Consider the following 16,019-nt stretch of genomic DNA (forward strand, 5'->3'; position numbering starts at 1 on the left):
CCCACACCAGCAACCTGATGTCGTCGTCCGTGTTCATCGACCCGAACGGCGCGATGTCGACCGGCGATGTCGCCGTGAACCAGGCGTCCGTCGATCCCGCCGGTTTCGTCGTCGCCCCGAAAGCGCACGTGTCCGGCCGGTCGCTCCTGGTGCGCGGCCGGGAAGTTCCGGTCGCCGCGATGATGGCGGCCGTGCTGCGCACCGTCTACGCCCAGTCGCTGCAGCGGCACAACAACGAGCCACCGGCGGAGGTCGTGCTCACCCACCCCGAGGCCTGGTCGGAGCGGGAACTGTCGGTTCTGCGCGAGGCCGCGTCGATCGCGGGGCTCGGCGGCAACGTCTCTCTGATCTCCGAACCTCGCGCGGCCGCGTTCTACTACTCGCGCCAGCACGACGCGAAGATCGTCAAGGGTTCGACGATCGCCGTGTTCGACTTCGGTGGCGGCACCCTCGACGTCGCAGTGCTCACCGCGACGAGCGAATGGACCTTCGAGGTGCTGCGCGCGGGCGGCGACAACGCTCTCGGCGGCAAGAACCTCGACGCCACGATCTCCCGCTGGGTGGACCGGCAACTCGCCGACGAAGACCCCGATCTCGCGGCGTGGTTGCGCCGTCCGGAGGGCCTCGACGCCCGGCGCAACCTCGACGATCAGATCCGTAGGGCCAAAGAGCTTCTCTCCCAAGCACCCTCGGCGACCATCCGGGTCACCGGGAACGGTGCGGACAGGACGTTCACACTCACCCGCGACGAGTTCGAGCAACTGATCGAACCGCAGATCACGCGCGGCGTGCAGCTGGCCGCCTCGGTCCTGCGCGATGCCGGCGTCGACTGCGGCGGATTGCAGGCCCTGTACCTGACCGGCGGTTCGTCGCGTATCCCCTATGTGCACCGCCGCCTGGCCGAGCTCGGCCCGATCGCGACCCTCGACGACCCGAAGACCGTCGTGGCCAAGGGCGCAGCCGGATTCGTCGCCGGCGGACGTGACACCGAGCCTCCCGCGAACCGGGACACCGTCGCGCTGGGGCGGGAGCACCGGGTCGGTCCGCGCCACGCGGCGCCTGCCGTACGGCCGCAGCCCGCCCCTGCCGTCTTCGCCGAGGTTGCGGCCCCGGAGTCCGCCCCCGGCCGGAGCCGCAAGCCGCTGCTGGTGGCCGCCGGAATCCTCGCGGCCGCCGCGGTGGCCGCGGGAGGTGTCTACGCCTTCACCCAGAACGGCGGCGCGGGCGGAACGTCGACCGCCTCCGCGGACACCGTGCAGACGACGACGGTGCTGGCCGCCGAGGGTGGTCTGCCGCCTGCCACATCGGACTCGGCGTACATCAGCGAGTCCACCGACGACGTCACCTCGATCCTGCCTGCCAAACTGATCACCTCGTCCACGTCGTGCGAGAAGGCCGGGTTCAGCACGCAGAACGCGCTGCGCGTCGACTGCGACATCGATCCGGGGTCGTCCCTGGGCAAGGCGATCGGGCTGGAGGAACACGATTACGTGACGGTTTCCGCGTACCGCGACGATCAGTACGCGCGCTCGACCCTCATCCGCATGCGCGACCGGCCGATCCCCGACTACGTCGCGGTTCTGTCCGAGGACGGCAACCGTGTCATCGAATATCAGCCGTCGGACCCGCACACCTCGTTCTTCAACGGCATCGACAGGTCGAAGGGTCTCGTGATCAGCTTCGCGGTCGCACCCGTGGACAAGGGGCTGACGTTGATGCGCGAGCTCGGCTTCCCTTCGTCCTGAGACAGTTTCGCCGAACACGCTCCTGGCAGCACGGCACCCGACAACGACAAGGAGTTCCAGAATCATGCGTACTTCACGCATACTCACCGCCGCCGTAGCGGCAGCCGCCCTCTCTCTCGCCGGGTGCAGCAGCAACGTCGAGGGCACCGCCGTCGACAACACGGCCGCCTCCGCGGATGCGGGTGATGCGGGTGCGGAGTCACAGGGAGACTTCGACATCGACACCCTCGACACCGGCGGATACAACACCGTCCCCAAGGACTTCGAGGCGGAGGGCCAGCTCGCCGCGGACTTCGGACCGGCAGTCGAAGGCCAGCGCATCGCCGAGTTCGTGATCGCCCCGTACACGGTCGACCCCAAGCTCGTCTCGGGCGGTGGAATGAACCAGGGCGTCGGGGTCGGAGGGTTGGCGAAGCTCGGCCTCATGAGCGACGCGGTCTCGGCCATCGCCGAGAAGCACCAGATCGTCAACACTTTCAGCGACTTCCAGAACTACGCCGACGACTCCCACGAGTTCGGGATCGCCGTGGTCCGGCTCGCCGACAACGAATCCGCGGTCGCCATCGCCGACGAACTGCACGCCGCCGAACTCACCGTCGCCGACGAGGACGACATCTTCGGATCGGGAGCCGGCACCCCGGTCGAGCTGCCCGGCCTCTCCGCCACCCACGCCTCGACCTACCGGTGGGAAACCGGTACCGACACGCTGTCCTCGTACACCGTCAGCGGCCCCCACGTGATCTACACCTACGCCTCCACCAGCGCCGGTGACCCCGAATGGGCGAAGGACATCACCACACGCGCACTCCAGAAGCAAATTCCGATGCTCGACGGCTTCCCGTACACGCCGACGCCGGAGATCCCGAAACTGGTGATCGACATGGACAAGGTGCTGGCCCGTGCCGTCGGCTACACCGACGACGAGACGGCGCGGAACTCCGAACTCGCCGTGTACGGCCCGCTCGGCTGGCTCCACTTCGACAGCGACCCGGAAAAGACCGCCGAACTCTTCGAGGAGACCGGCACCGACCGGGTCGCCATGGCGAACACGACCGTCTACCGCACGGCGAGCCCCGAGGACGCCGAAACCGTCCGGGACGCGTTCGTGGCGCAGTCCGTGAAGAACTCCCCCGAGCTCACCGAGGACGCGGCGGCACCGCAGAACGTGCCGGGCACCACGTGCCTGAGCGGAGACATCGCCGAAGGCCGGATGTCGGTGTGCTACATGACCTACGGGCCCTACCTCGCCGAGATCCACGGCTACCGGCCCATCGGCAACACCGACCCCGAGTCCGACACGCTGCGCACGATGTCCCAGCGCGTCGCGACCCAGTACGTCAAGTTCGTCGAGGCCGAGGAGATGGGCCTCGGCCGGAACTGATCGCGATAGGGTCGGTTCCGCTGTGCCCCTGCCGCCGACGACGGCAGGGGCACAGCCGTTTCATCCCACGGGGGACCAGTACTCGGAGGGCCCGCACGCGGACACGATCGACAGCGCGGTGGCCTCCGAGGGCATCGTGTCGATCCTCGGCGTGCCGATGCTGTCCGACGGACACGTCCTCTGCGTGCTGTTCGCAGCCACGCGCTACGATCGCCCGAGGAGATCGCCCTGTTGGCGGCGCTGGCGGACCACGCATCGGTGGTGGTCCAGACCACCAAGACACTCGAGCAGATCCAGCGGTCCGAGGACGAGGCCCGTTCCGCTCTGGAACGCCTGACCGAACACGTCCAGGCTCGCGACCTGTCGAACATCGTCCACCAGCAGCTGATCGAGGCCGTGCTGCTCGGCGGCGGCTTCCCCCAGATAACGAGCACACTCGCGAGCACCCTGGGCCGGAGACCACCATCGTCGACTCCGAGTTCCGGCCGATCTCGTCGTGGCTGCCGGACAACGGGTACTTCCCGAACCCGCTGCGGATGCTCGACCGCAAGCAGGCCGGATACGTCGCAGGCACCGCGACCGTATCGAGCGCGACGTCCGTCTTCAGCCCCGTCGCGATGACGGTGCTGATGGGCGAGGCGGTGGGGTCGCGGATCAAGCAGGGCTACCACCGCCTGACATCGGTGATCGCGGCCCGCAACGGCACGACCGAGTCCACCTACATCGCCGAGGCGCTCATCCCGCTGATCGCGTTCGGTCTGCCGTTGAGTCCCGTCGCGGCCGGTCCGGCGGCGGGCGAGGCCGTCAGTTCCCCTCGATGCGCTTGGCGCCGAGAATGTCCTTCAGCAGTTCGAGGGCAACGTCCTCGGGGTCGCGACGATTGGACGGATCGCCGGGCGTTGCGGCCTCGGCGAACATCTCCTCGACATCGGCCTCGGTCATCGCCGACGGATCCGCAGGCGGGGCATCGAAGACCCGTTCCGGGCCGGGATCGTCCGGAAGATCCGGTGCCTCCGGCGGCGGAATGTCGTCGTAGTTCGGCGCCGGAGCCGCAGCCTCGGCACGGGCCGGACCCGAACTCTTCTGCTCGTCGGGACGCGGCTGGGCGGGCGCACGATTGGCCTGACTCGGCCGCGAGAACCTCGGCTGCCCCGCCGGTCGTGACTGTTGCTGCACCGGAGCGACTTTCACGGGGGCGGGAGCGGCAGAACCGTGCACGCACGTCACGTCGAATTCGACGCCGAACACCTCACGCAGGGCCTCGGCAACGACACCGGCATTACGGGGCTCGGCGAGACGCTTCACCAGCGGCACCGAATCGTGGACGAGGACCACGCGTGTGCCCTCCACATCGCGAACCGACGCGCCGGACAACATGACCTCGACGGTGCGGCTGCGGGCCCGCACCTTGGCCCGCACCTCGGACCACACCGCTCGAACACCCGCGGCATCCGGCCCCGCCGCCGCGGGCTGCGGTGACGCGACAGGCTCCGGTTCGGGTTCGGCACGGTCGGCGGACCCACGATCCGGCTGCGGCGGCGAAACCGGTTCGGACTCGGTTGCTTCCGGCTCGATCCGGCGTGCGACCGGCTCCGTGACCGGCGACGGTTCGGATGCTGCCGGCTCCGGTGCGGCGGGAGGTGCCGTCTCGGCGGAGTGGGGCCGCGGCGCTGTCGGATGCACAGACTCCCGAGGCACCGCCGGGGCGGGCTCCACTTGGGGTGCGGGATTCGCAGACTCGGCCTGCGGTACGGGATTCGCAGACTCGGCCTGCGGTACGGGATTCGCAGACTCGGCCTGCGGTACGGGATTCGCAGACTCGGCCTGCGGTACGGGATTCGCAGACTCGGCCTGCGGTGCCGAACCTCCGGGTTCTGCCTGCGGTGCGGGATCTGGAGGCTCCGCCTGCGGTGCGGGCGCGGCCTGTTCCACGGCACGACGCTGCGACGGCCGCTGGAACCGGGCTGCTGGCTCGTCCGGCGCGATCGGCGCGACTGCGGCTTCCGGCACCGGGCGCGGAGCCGGTGCCGAGCCGCCGGGCTGGGCAACTGCACCCGCCGGGGCCGGGGCGCCTGCCGAGGCAGGGACGAATCCCCGCTCGAGCCGTTCGAGCCGTTGCAGCACAGCGGTTTCCGCGTCGGACGCGGACGGCAGCAGCATCCGCGCGCACATCACTTCGAGCAGCAGGCGGGGCGCTGTTGCGCCGCGCATCTCTCCGAGACCGGCATGCACGATCTCGGCGTACCGCGTGAGCGTGGCCGGCCCGATCCGGTCGGCCTCGTCACGCATCCGGTCCAGGATGTCGCCCGGCGCATCGACGAGGCCGCGGTCGGCGGCGTCGGGCACCGATCGGAGCAGGATCAGGTCGCGCAGGCGCTCGAGCAGGTCGACCGCGAAGCGCCGCGGATCGTGCCCGGCATCCATCACCTTCTCGACGGTGCCGAACAGGGCGGCACCGTCCCCGACCGCGAGCGCGTCGACGGCCTCGTCGATGAGTGCGACGTCGGTGACGCCGAGCAGCGCGAGCGCACGCGGGTACGTCACCCCCTCGGGACCGGACCCCGCGAGCAACTGGTCCATCACGGACAGCGAGTCGCGCGGCGACCCCCCGCCCGCGCGGATGACCAGTGGATACACGGCGTCCTCGACCGGCACGCTCTCCTGCGTGCAGATCTTCTCGAGCAGCCCGCGCATCGCGGTGGGCGCGAGCAACCGGAACGGATAGTGGTGGGTACGCGACCGGATGGTGGGCAGCACCTTCTCGGGTTCGGTGGTCGCGAACACGAAGATCAGGTGTTCCGGCGGTTCCTCCACGATCTTGAGCAGGGCGTTGAAGCCCTGCGTGGTGACCATGTGCGCCTCGTCGACGATGAAGATGCGGTACCGGGACTCGGCCGGAGCGTAGAACGCGCGGTCGCGCAGTTCGCGGGTGTCGTCGACACCGCCGTGGCTCGCCGCGTCGAGCTCGATGACGTCGAGGTTGCCACCTCCTCCGGGCCCGAGCGCGACACAGGAGGCGCACACCCCACACGGCGTGGACGTCGGGCCTTCGACACAGTTGAGGGACCGCGCGAGGATGCGCGCCGAGGAGGTCTTGCCGCAGCCGCGCGGCCCGGAGAACAGGTACGCGTGATTGATGCGTCCCGTGTCGAGGGCGGTACTGAGGGGCTCGGTGACATGCTCCTGCCCCACCACCTCGGCGAAGGTCGCCGGTCGATACTTCCGGTAGAGGGCCACGCGCCGAGACTACCGGCGGACTCCGACACGAGGGTCGAGTGGTCACCACCGGGCATTCCGGGGAGGCCGGAGTGGACTGTGATCGAAGCGACACCTTCCGCACTCTTGCGTTAACGATATATCGCGTTCTATCTTGATTGTGTCGAACAAACAGAAAGGGCGTACACAATGCGCAACGAACGACACTTCGGCGGACAGCGCCGACACACCACCCCCGATGGCGAATTCCACCGCGGCCGGCGTCGCGGCGACGGGCCCCGACGCGGCGAGCATCCCTTCGGCGGACCCCACCCGCATCGCGGCGGCGGTCCCGTACGAGGCGGCCGGCGCCACCGCGGCCGGGCGCAGCGCGGCGACGTCCGCGCCGCCACCCTGATCCTGCTGGCCGAGCAGCCGATGCACGGCTACCAGCTCATGCAGGCGATCACCGAACGCACCGGCGGGACCTGGCGTCCCAGCCCGGGCGCGATCTACCCGACCATCTCCCAGCTCGAGGACGAAGGCCTCGTGCACGTCGAGGTCGACGGCGGACGCAAGCTCGCGTCGCTCACCGACGCCGGTCGCCGCTACCTCGAGGACCCGGCCTCCGCGGTCCCCGACCCGTTCGCCGGATTCACGGCCTCGGCCGACATCCCCGACCTGCGGACGGCGATCGCGGAGGTTCACAACGCCGCACGCTCGGTCGCCCTCAGCGGCACCGACGCGCAGGTCGCCGCCGCCCGCGACATCCTGGCCGACGCGCGGCGCGCGCTGTACCTGATCCTCGCCGAGGGTCCGGACACGACACCGTCCGACGACGCGTGACGGGCACCCGAACGCGGCACTGAGCATTCCGTAACGCGTTCGCAACACCACCGCCTCTCGACGGAAACTCCTCGGTCGGATCGTCGAACTCCGGTGCATTGAGGTCCAGTGCCCGTGAGGAGATTCGCTCGTGCCCCCGACAATCGATGCCGGCGCCACCGCATGGCTGCTGGCGAGCACCGCCCTCGTCCTGCTGATGACCCCCGGTCTCGCGCTGTTCTACGGCGGCATGGTGCGATCCACCGGCGTTCTCAACATGATCATGATGAGTTTCGTCTCCATCCCCCTGGTGACGGTGACCTGGCTGGTCGCCGGCTACAGCCTCACCTTCGACGACGACCTCGGTGGCGGTCTGCTCGGCGGGCTCTCCCACCTCGGCATGAGTGGAATCTCCCCGTCCACCGTTCACGGGCAGGTACCCGAGATCCTGTTCGCGACGTTCCAGCTCACGTTCGCGATCCTGACAGCGGCACTCGTCAGCGGTGCGATCGCCGATCGCGCGAAGTTCTCGGCATGGATGCTGTTCGTGCCGATCTGGTCCCTGCTGGTGTATGTGCCGGTGGCGCACTGGGTGTGGGGACCGGACGGCTGGATCGCCCGGCTCGGCGCACTGGACTACGCCGGCGGCCTCGTCGTCGAGATCGTCTCCGGCGCATCCGGCCTCGCGCTGGCCCTGGTCCTCGGCCCGCGGCTCGGTTTCAAGCTCGATTCGATGCGGCCTCACAACCTGCCGCTGGTGCTGCTCGGCGTCGGCCTCCTGTGGTTCGGCTGGTTCGGATTCAACGCGGGCTCGGCGCTGGCGGCGGACGGCAAGGCGGCCGCGATCTTCCTCAACACGCTCATCGCAGGATGCACCGGCATGCTCGGCTGGCTGTTCGTCGAACAGCGGCGCGACGGACACCCCACCACGTTCGGTGCGGCCTCCGGCGTCGTCGCCGGCCTGGTGGCGATCACCCCGGCGTGCGGCACGGTCGGGGTGATCGGCGCGATCGTCGTCGGCGCGGTCGCGGGTGTGGTCTGCTCGTACGCGGTGGGCTGGAAGTTCCGGCTCGGCTACGACGACTCGCTCGACGTCGTCGGGGTGCACTTGATGGGCGGCATCGTCGGCACCATCCTCATCGGCCTGCTCGCGACCGCGGTGATGACCGACGGGCCCACCGGACTGTTCTACGGTGGCGGCCTCGCCCAGCTCGGCAAGCAACTCCTCGCGGTCGCGGTGGTCGGCCTGTACGCGTTCGGCGTCACCTACCTGCTGGGCAAGGCGATCGACCGGTTCTTCGGATTCCGCGTGGACAAGGACACCGAGGCGTCGGGCATCGACCTCGGTCTCCATGCCGAGTCCGCATACGAGCACGGCGTCGTAGGTCACGGGCCGATCGGCGGTACCGGCCTCTCCCATTCCCCGCTCTCCGGTCTCTCCCGCGACCTTCGCCGGGAAAATCAGGACCAAGAGCCTTGACCACACGTCGGCTCCGGCCGGGCGGGAACGCCGATCGCCCCACCGCGACGTGCGGTGGGGCGATCCGGGTTCGTGCGGGGAGCGCTGCCGTCGGGGGTCAGAGGGCGCTGTCGTCGACCGGCATATGACGAATGGACGGTCCGCCCTTGTGGTTTCCGGAACGGCCGATCCTGGAGTCGAGGAGCTTCTGCAGACGGCCGACGGCGCCGTCGAACGCCTCCTTCACCGACCCGGCGTGGTGGGTGACCGCGATCGGCTGCTGACCCGCGACACGGGCTTCGAGCGAACAGCGTTTGTCGTCGACACCCGACTTCGCGGCATTCTCGTCACCCAGATGGACTTCGACGCGGGTGATCCGATCACCGAAACGCTCGAGAGCCGACTCCAGGTCACCTTCCAGGCGACGGACGATGTCCTCGTCGATCCGGATGTTGCTGTCCTTGTTGAGCTGGACCTGCATGGGTATCCCTCCTTCGCGGGCGCCGGGGCGGTGAACCCGGCCCGACGTGCTGCCCACTTCCGATCACACCCGATTCACCGGGGTTCGGCAAATCTCCGGGCGCGTGTCGCGATGTCCCCGCCGGCGGAAGTCCCGAACCGGACGGCGGTCGTCGTCCCGCCCGCTCATCTCACGAACGGGTGCCCAGTCCGGCCGCGAGGGTACGCACGGATTTCTCAGCGGCGGACCGGCTTTCCTCTGCCTGCCCGGAAAGTGCGGTGAGCGGCGCCAGACGATGGGCGAGCGTGAGTTCGGCAACGACCACCTCGACGGACATCCCGAGCGAGACACCGAGAACCTGCTGGAGCGGGGGCACCGTGTGGTCGGTGCCCTCACCCGGCGTACCCGGTGCGTACGTGTTGCCTCGGCTCGACACGATCACGACGGGCTTGCCCGCGAAGGGGCGTTCCGGGGTGTCGAACGGAACGGTGGTTCCGAGGACATGGATGTAGTCGATCCACGCCTTGAGGGTCGACGGCAACGACCAGTTGTACATCGGGGCCCCGATCACGACGACATCCGAGGCCGCGACCTCCGCGATCAGTTCCGCCTGCAGCGCCTCGGCGGCGGCGTCGGGAGTTTCGCCGTCCAGGCGCAGGCGCGCCGCGTAGTGCAGACCCGCGTCGGGCAGATGCGGCAGCGGGTCGCGGTGCAGATCGCGCCGGACGACGGTGTGGCCTTCGCCGAGATCCCGCCAGGTCTCGGCGAACAACCCGGTGAGGGCCCGCGAGACCGACGTGTTCATCTCGGCGGACGAATCGATGTGCAGCAGTTGAGGCACCTGGACTCCTTGTGTCGAATACGCGTGCGTCGAACAGTTCCGTACCCGGCACGCTACCGAGCGTGATCTGCTGCGCGAGACCACCGACAGATAGGTAAGGTTCTGCTAACCTCACCGGCGTGGCGAAGCGCACGAAGTACCTCAAACCCGAGGACCGCCGGATCCTCACCGCCGACGTGCTCGCGAGCAAGCGGATCAGTCCGAACTTCGTGCGCGTCACCATCGGTGGAAACGAACTCGCCGACTACACACCCATGGGCTTCGACCAATGGTTCCGGTTGTTCATGCCCGGCCGGAACGGGTTGCGGCTGCCGACGGCGGCCAGCAACCTCTGGTACGCGCAGTACCTGATGATGGGCAAGGATCACCGGCCGCTCGTACGCAACTACACCGTCCGTGAGCACCGTGCCGCCGGTGCCGGAACCTTCGGCACGACAGCCGAAATCGACATCGACTTCGCGATGCACGGCGATCACACTCCGGCGTGCGGCTGGGCATCGGCCTGTGAACCGGGCAGCACCGTCGGACTGCTCGACGAAGGCATCACATACCAACCACCGGAACACACGACGTGGTCGCTGCTCGCCGGTGACGAAAGCGCACTGCCCGCGATCGCCGGAATCCTGAAGTCCGCGCCGCGCGACCTGCAGGGCGCCGTCTACGTCGAGATCGCGCACGCCGACGACACCCAGGACCTGAACGAACCCGAAGGTGTGCACGTCGACTGGCTGGTCCGATCGGACCCGGACACCGAGGTCGGCACGCTCGTCACCGAGGCGGTCCGTGCTGCGAACCTGCCCGGTGATGCCACCTACGGGTGGGTCGCGGGCGAGCAGAAACTCGCATCCGGACTGCGTCGGCACCTGGTGAACGACCGCGGCGTTCCCAAGGCTGACGTGACGTTCACCGGGTACTGGCGAATCGGCAAGGCGCAGGGCTGAACTCGCCGTATCCGCTCGGCCGCCAGCCATCCGCCCCGCAATCGGATCAGCGGGCGACGGCGCTCCACGCGGATGCACTTCGTGTGCCGCCTGCCCGCGGGTCCGACGCGCCTGTGACACGCTGACCGGATGAATCCGGCACACACGCAACGCGACTTCGGCATCCGATTCGAGTGGGGTCTCGCCGGCGGGTCGGCCGTCGCGGCCGGTGCCGATATCGCGGTCGTCGTCGACGTGCTCTCGTTCACCACGACACTGTCCGTCGCACTCGACCGCGGGGTGGAGGTGTTCCCGTACCGATGGAACGACGACGGTGCCGCCGCGTACGCCATCGAGCGCGGCGCCACGCTCGCCGTCGGCCGACGAGCCGCCGGACCCGGCGCGGTCAGCCTGTCGCCCGGCACGATTCGCGCGGCACCCGGTCTGGAGCGCCTGGTTCTGCCGTCACCGAACGGATCGTCGATCGCCTGCGAACTCGGTGCGACCGCGACGATGTGTGTCGCTGCGTCGCTCCGGAACGCGGGTGCGGTGGCCCGGTGGATCGGGCTCCACCACCCCGGCGCGGTGGTCGCGATCGTCGCCGGCGGTGAGAAATGGCCCGACGGTGCGCTCCGCCCGGCGGTCGAGGACCTGTGGGGCGCCGGTGCCGTGATCGCCGGACTCCCCGCGCCCGGCCCGCTGTCACCGGAGGCGCAGGTCGCCGCGGACGCGTGGACAGCGGTACAGGCCCGGATGATCGATGCGCTGCGGGACTGCGCCTCCGGTCGCGAGCTGATCGAGGCCGGATACGCAGACGACGTCGCGGTCGCGGCGGAAGTCGGACAGAGCACCTGCGTCCCGGTCCTGCGCGATCAGCGATTCGTCGACGCGACCGCCGCGTGACGCGGCCCTACCGACCCGCCGCCTCCCACACGAACCCGTCGAGATCGACGAAATCGCTTGCGCCGCCCCCGATGACGATGCGGTGAGAGCCGCTGCCGTCGACGGAAACCCCCAGGTCCTTGGCCAGGCCCTTACGCTTGTACAGCGCGAGCTTGACCGGGCTCGACGCGCCGGAGGCGAACTCGGCGTACTTGCCGCCGAAACTCCGCCCGACGGCGAGCCCGCGCTCGACGTAGAACTTCTTGGCGGCCTTCACATCGTCGACGCCGAGCAGCAGGACGACCTCGTCGATATCACGCGTCGCCGGGCCGCTGTTCTTCTTCGCCGACGTCGCGACCTTCCAGATCGTCCCGTCGGGCGCCTGGACGACGCCCCCGTAACCCCACAGGGACTTCGTGGCCGGCTTGATCACCTCGGCCCCCGCTTCGACGGCAGCGTCGAGGAATGCGTCGACGGTCGCGGGCTGCGACACCGTCAGCGCAAGCGTGAATCCCCGGAAACCACCGGTGTTCTCGGACGCTTCCCGCAGCTCGATGTAGGCCTCGACCCCGAACGCCGTGTAGAAGCGGCGCGCAGCGTCGACGTCGGTCACCTCGAGGGTGACGGTTGCGATGGACGTGGTGTGTGCTGTCGTGGTTGTCATGGTGTCCACGTTAGGAATCGGCCGGCATCGTGCGCTTCTCGATTCCTGACCGGTTCGCCCGCAACCGCGTCGCCGCATACGCCTGCGGCGACGAACCGAAGGCATCCCGGAACCCTGTGTCCAGTTGCTCGACAGTGATCCCCGCCGAACGCGCGAGCGCCACCACGTCCACCGGATGCGCATTTTCCCGGTCGATCCGATCGCGCACCCGGCGCAGGCGGGCGAACTCCTCGAGGCGCTGAGCATGAATACGCGCACGACGCCATTCGGGCTGACACATGTCCTTCCCCTTCTTCTACGAAAGACGGCGAGCGCCCGAGGATGTCCCGGGTGCTCGCCGTCGGCGGTTCTGATCAGCGAAGCTCTTGAATACGAACCAGATTGCCCGCCGGATCGCGGAACGCACAGTCGCGGATGCCGTAGGGCTGCTCCGTCGGTTCCTGCACGACCTCGGCGTCGCCGGCCTGCACCTTCTCGAACGTGGCGTCGAGATCGCGGGTGGCCAGCAGGATCCACCCGTAGGTGCCCTTGGCCATCATCTCGCTGACGGTGCGGCGCTCGTCGTCGGTGATCCCCGGGTCCACGGCCGGCGGCGCCAGCAGGAGCGAGATGTCGGACTGGCCGGCCGGCCCGACCGTGATCCAGCGCATCTTGCCCTGCCCGACGTCGCTGCGGACCTCGAAACCGAGGACGTCACGGTAGAAGGCGAGCGACGCGTCGGGGTCGGTGTGCGGAAGGACTGTCGTGTGAATGGTGATGTCCATGTCGAAAAGGCTAGAGCGCCTCACACGATTACTCTTCTCGATTCCTGATCGATCCGGCCCGAATCCGATACACGGTGGCGCCGTCGTGGACACCATCCGTGTGCCTGCTGTCACCGGAACTGCGGAGGACCCGATGGACTGGACCACCACTTTGATGCCCAGCATGCCGATTGCGGAACTGATCGTCCGGGGAAGTATCACGTTCCTGGCGCTGATGGTGCTTCTCCGGATCATCGGGCAACGCGAATCCGGCGGTATCGGCCTGACCGATCTTCTCGTGGTGGTGCTGGTCGCCGATGCGGCGGGTGCGGGAATGATGGCCGACGCCCAGTCGGTCGGCGACGGTCTGGTGGTCGCGGCAACGATGCTGTTCTGGAGCGTCGGCATCGATGCAGCTGCCTACCGGTGGCCGCGCCTCGCCCGGCTCGTCAAATCCCGGCCGCGGCCGCTCATCACCGACGGACAGTTCAATCGCCGGGCGATGCGCCGCGAGTTCATGACGGAACAGGAAGTGCTGTCGCAACTGCGACTGCACGGAATTGCCGATCCGAACCGGGTGGCCCGCGCCTACCTCGAGCCGAACGGGATGATCAGCATCATTCCGAAGTCGGGCACCGGCACGGTCGATCCCCCGGCGGCGCCGTCGGTGTGACCGGTGTGACCTTCGGCAGGGACCGGGTCATCGACCGCGTTCTTGTTGCCTTCGGCTTCCAGCACCACCGCGTTCCGAGCGAATGGCGCACTCGTCTCCTTCAACCGATCGGACGTACCATTCGCTCGGAATCAAGAGGGCGGGGCGCGCCGAAACAACGGGTCCGGTCGCTCGGAAGCGGGACAGCGGTCACCGCTTCGCCTTGGCTGCGGCCTTCGTCGACTTCTTGAACTCCCGCACCTCGTGCAGCGACTTCTCGTCGACGACGTCGGCGATGGATCGGCGGGAGCCGTCCTGCCCGTAGTCGCCGGCGGCTTCGCGCCAGCCCGTCGGCTGCACACCCATCTGCTTGCCGAGCAGTGCCAGGAAGATCCGGGCCTTCTGGTCGCCGTAGCCGGGCAGTGCCTTCAGGCGCGTCAGCACCTGCTTGCCGTCCGGGTGTCCCTTCGTCCAGATGGCGGACGCGTCACCGTCGTAGTCGTCGACGATCGCCGCGCACAGCGACTGGATGCGCTGTGCCATCGACTTCGGGAACCGGTGCACCGCCGGGGGCTGCGCACAGACGGCGACGAAGTCGTCGGGATCGGCTTCCGCGATGCCGTGCACGTCGAGGCCGCCGAGCCGGTCGGCGAGCTTCTTCGGACCCGCGAATGCCGTCTCCATCGGGACCTGCTGGTCGAGCAGCATGCCGATGAGCAGCGCCAGCGGGTCGGATGCGAGCAGTGCGTCGGCGTCCGGGTCTCCGACCAGATTGAGCGTCGATGCCATGGGTCGATCATGCACTGTGCCTCACCGCCGTCGCCACAGTACGGCCACGGCGACCGCGACGACGGTGAGCGCCACCGTGACACTGAACGCGTGCAACCAGTGCGGGAACAGCGTCGGCTCGGATGCGGCGGGCACCGCGGCGAGCGCCGCGAACAGCGCGACGACTGCGATGGCGGATGCCGCCACCGACCAGGCGCGGGCGAGCCGCGAATGGCGCTGACCGCGCAGTTCGACGCTGCGACGTACCGCGTGCTCGATCACTTCCGCCGCCTCGGCGAGTTCGCCGTCGAGATCGGCGATCTCGTCGGACACCCGGCGCACCAGCACCGAACGCAGCTGTGTCGGCTGTGTCCACGAATGGAACCGGTCGTCGTGTATGGATTCCTTGCGCAGCAGGACCCGCTCCATTTTGCGGGCCTGCATCGCGGCGACGTCGTCCAGTGCGGCGCGGAGCCGGTCGCCGTCGAGGTCCTCGTGGTTGCGCAGGTGTGCCAGCACCTGCCAGAAATCCCGCGAGCAGCTAGCCCGCATCGCGACCCACGGCAGGAGCCCGAAGATCATCTCCCCCGCACCGCAGGTCGCGTAGTCGCTGTCCTCCGAGGTCGCTTCGAGGTCGAGCAGCACGGCACCCGAGTCCTCGCGCACCGCGATCGCAGCGCCGGGTTGTGCGGGCACATCGACGAGGTGGACCCGGTCCCATCCCCACAGGACACCCCACACGCGGGCGGCAGCCCGGGCGAGCGGGCCGGTCGCAGTGCCGTCGACGAGGTCGCGCACCCGGTCGCCGCCGCTCGACACCACCTCCACCATCAGTGCCTCCACGACCGCACGGTCGCCGACACCGCGATGGCGGTGCGCGACGATCTCGTGCAACGGCCGGTACGTCGTGGGGGCAGGCATCATCCGGTTGATGCCGGGAAACAGATCCTCGAGGGACGCCGACGACGTCAGCTCGAACGGTGCGAGAAATCCGTCGGCGGCCGGCCGGAAGCCCTGCCCGTCACGGTCCTGCAACGGGTCGACGCGGCGGCCGATGAGCGGGGACACGGCGTCGGTCAGCGTCTCCAGCGCGAGCACGAGTCCGTGCCCCGGGATCTCCCACAACGACACGCACGTCGCGGGAGCACCGACGAACGAACGAGCCGGCGTCGGGCCGGCCCGCAGCGACCCGGTCGCGACCCCGAACGACACCTCGGGGCGTGTGCGGTCGACGAGATGTCGGTACGCGAGGAGGGCCGCCGGGCGCACGCCGTGGTCGGTGTCCCGGCCCGCGCCGAGCCGCGCGGGCAGGAACGGCTCGATCGTGTCGATCGGTGGTATCGGCGGTCGCGGGACCGTCGAGGCGTCGATGTCGAGCGCCAGCAGAAAAACGTCGAGCACGCCGTTGCATCCCGTCACGGACGCGACGGCGGTTGCGCCGGCTCCGGATTTCACGAGAGCGCGGTCTTCCATCACACTCACCA

At 69.0% G+C, this 16,019-nt stretch carries 15 protein-coding genes; 7 read left to right on the forward strand and 8 right to left on the reverse strand.

The annotated features are described in order from the left end of the window. Together A8G15_RS26975 and A8G15_RS26980 are read left to right on the forward strand one after the other, a co-directional pair. The coding region (locus A8G15_RS26975) for an Hsp70 family protein (RefSeq protein WP_068166161.1) at positions 1 to 1,745 on the forward strand (1,745 nt) is incomplete at its 5' end. Between the two features lie 64 nt (positions 1,746 to 1,809). Then, positions 1,810 to 3,126: a DUF7373 family lipoprotein gene (locus tag A8G15_RS26980; RefSeq protein ID WP_068166162.1), complete on the forward strand. Its 1,317-nt coding sequence runs from the start codon at positions 1,810 to 1,812 to the stop codon at positions 3,124 to 3,126. Between the two features lie 804 nt (positions 3,127 to 3,930). Here A8G15_RS26980 and A8G15_RS26985 read toward each other — a convergent pair. After that, positions 3,931 to 6,363 carry a DNA polymerase III subunit gamma and tau gene (locus A8G15_RS26985; protein WP_068166163.1) on the reverse strand — a complete coding sequence of 811 codons (2,433 nt, stop codon included), beginning with the start codon at positions 6,361 to 6,363 and terminating at the stop codon, positions 3,931 to 3,933. A 168-nt stretch (positions 6,364 to 6,531) separates the two neighbouring features. Between A8G15_RS26985 and A8G15_RS26990 the strand changes: the two genes are divergently transcribed. Together A8G15_RS26990 and A8G15_RS26995 are read left to right on the forward strand one after the other, a co-directional pair. Continuing rightward, positions 6,532 to 7,167: a PadR family transcriptional regulator gene (locus A8G15_RS26990; protein ID WP_068166165.1), complete on the forward strand. Its 636-nt coding sequence runs from the start codon at positions 6,532 to 6,534 to the stop codon at positions 7,165 to 7,167. Positions 7,168 to 7,297: 130 nt separating this feature from the next. Further along, positions 7,298 to 8,626 carry an ammonium transporter gene (locus A8G15_RS26995; protein ID WP_068166167.1) on the forward strand — a complete coding sequence of 443 codons (1,329 nt, stop codon included), beginning with the start codon at positions 7,298 to 7,300 and terminating at the stop codon, positions 8,624 to 8,626. Between the two features lie 97 nt (positions 8,627 to 8,723). Here A8G15_RS26995 and A8G15_RS27000 read toward each other — a convergent pair whose 3' ends face one another. Continuing rightward, positions 8,724 to 9,086, reverse strand: a complete 363-nt coding sequence (locus tag A8G15_RS27000; RefSeq protein WP_068166169.1) for an HPF/RaiA family ribosome-associated protein — start codon at positions 9,084 to 9,086, stop codon at positions 8,724 to 8,726. Between the two features lie 169 nt (positions 9,087 to 9,255). After that, the gene (locus A8G15_RS27005; protein ID WP_068166170.1) at positions 9,256 to 9,906 is read right to left on the reverse strand and encodes an FMN-dependent NADH-azoreductase; all 651 of its coding nucleotides are present in this window, start codon (positions 9,904 to 9,906) and stop codon (positions 9,256 to 9,258) included. Positions 9,907 to 10,025: 119 nt separating this feature from the next. Here A8G15_RS27005 and A8G15_RS27010 point away from each other — a divergent pair, with 119 nt between their 5' ends. Next, positions 10,026 to 10,847 (forward strand): siderophore-interacting protein, encoded by an 822-nt coding sequence (locus tag A8G15_RS27010; RefSeq protein WP_068166172.1) that lies wholly within the window; start codon positions 10,026 to 10,028, stop codon positions 10,845 to 10,847. 129 nt (positions 10,848 to 10,976) lie between these two features. Further along, a complete protein-coding gene (locus tag A8G15_RS27015; RefSeq protein ID WP_068166174.1) occupies positions 10,977 to 11,729 on the forward strand; it encodes a 2-phosphosulfolactate phosphatase in 753 nt (250 codons plus the stop codon). Between the two features lie 7 nt (positions 11,730 to 11,736). Here the strand turns inward: A8G15_RS27015 and A8G15_RS27020 are convergent, their stop codons facing one another. The 3 genes from A8G15_RS27020 to A8G15_RS27030 form a co-directional block, all read right to left on the reverse strand. Continuing rightward, a complete protein-coding gene (locus A8G15_RS27020) occupies positions 11,737 to 12,372 on the reverse strand; it encodes a VOC family protein (protein ID WP_068166197.1) in 636 nt (211 codons plus the stop codon). Between the two features lie 10 nt (positions 12,373 to 12,382). After that, a complete protein-coding gene (locus tag A8G15_RS31250) occupies positions 12,383 to 12,652 on the reverse strand; it encodes a helix-turn-helix transcriptional regulator (protein ID WP_068166175.1) in 270 nt (89 codons plus the stop codon). A 73-nt stretch (positions 12,653 to 12,725) separates the two neighbouring features. Then, positions 12,726 to 13,136, reverse strand: coding sequence for a VOC family protein (locus A8G15_RS27030; protein WP_068166177.1), 411 nt, complete (start codon positions 13,134 to 13,136; stop codon positions 12,726 to 12,728). A gap of 85 nt (positions 13,137 to 13,221) precedes the next feature. On the opposite strand from A8G15_RS27030, the gene A8G15_RS27035 reads away from it, so the two are divergent. Further along, complete coding sequence (locus A8G15_RS27035) at positions 13,222 to 13,788, forward strand: DUF421 domain-containing protein (RefSeq protein ID WP_245688022.1); 567 nt, start codon at positions 13,222 to 13,224, stop codon at positions 13,786 to 13,788. 189 nt (positions 13,789 to 13,977) lie between these two features. Here A8G15_RS27035 and A8G15_RS27040 read toward each other — a convergent pair whose 3' ends face one another. Together A8G15_RS27040 and A8G15_RS27045 are read right to left on the reverse strand one after the other, a co-directional pair. Continuing rightward, positions 13,978 to 14,556, reverse strand: coding sequence for an HhH-GPD-type base excision DNA repair protein (locus tag A8G15_RS27040; protein ID WP_068166179.1), 579 nt, complete (start codon positions 14,554 to 14,556; stop codon positions 13,978 to 13,980). A gap of 21 nt (positions 14,557 to 14,577) precedes the next feature. Continuing rightward, positions 14,578 to 16,008 (reverse strand): hypothetical protein, encoded by a 1,431-nt coding sequence (locus A8G15_RS27045; protein ID WP_068166180.1) that lies wholly within the window; start codon positions 16,006 to 16,008, stop codon positions 14,578 to 14,580. Between the last annotated feature and the right edge of the window lie 11 nt (positions 16,009 to 16,019).

The sequence above is a fragment of the Rhodococcus phenolicus genome, from assembly GCF_001646785.1.
GTDB classification, from domain to species: domain Bacteria; phylum Actinomycetota; class Actinomycetes; order Mycobacteriales; family Mycobacteriaceae; genus Rhodococcus; species Rhodococcus phenolicus.

Coding starts and splice junctions, on each gene's coding strand:
- A8G15_RS31250 (WP_068166175.1), bottom strand. CDS start 12,652: ATGTGTCAGCCCGAATGGCGTCGTGCGCGTATTCATGCTCAGCGCCTC.
- A8G15_RS27040 (WP_068166179.1), bottom strand. CDS start 14,556: ATGGCATCGACGCTCAATCTGGTCGGAGACCCGGACGCCGACGCACTG.
- A8G15_RS27030 (WP_068166177.1), bottom strand. CDS start 13,136: ATGGACATCACCATTCACACGACAGTCCTTCCGCACACCGACCCCGAC.
- A8G15_RS27045 (WP_068166180.1), bottom strand. CDS start 16,008: ATGGAAGACCGCGCTCTCGTGAAATCCGGAGCCGGCGCAACCGCCGTC.
- A8G15_RS27020 (WP_068166197.1), bottom strand. CDS start 12,372: ATGACAACCACGACAGCACACACCACGTCCATCGCAACCGTCACCCTC.
- A8G15_RS26990 (WP_068166165.1), top strand. CDS start 6,532: ATGCGCAACGAACGACACTTCGGCGGACAGCGCCGACACACCACCCCC.
- A8G15_RS26980 (WP_068166162.1), top strand. CDS start 1,810: ATGCGTACTTCACGCATACTCACCGCCGCCGTAGCGGCAGCCGCCCTC.
- A8G15_RS27000 (WP_068166169.1), bottom strand. CDS start 9,086: ATGCAGGTCCAGCTCAACAAGGACAGCAACATCCGGATCGACGAGGAC.
- A8G15_RS27015 (WP_068166174.1), top strand. CDS start 10,977: ATGAATCCGGCACACACGCAACGCGACTTCGGCATCCGATTCGAGTGG.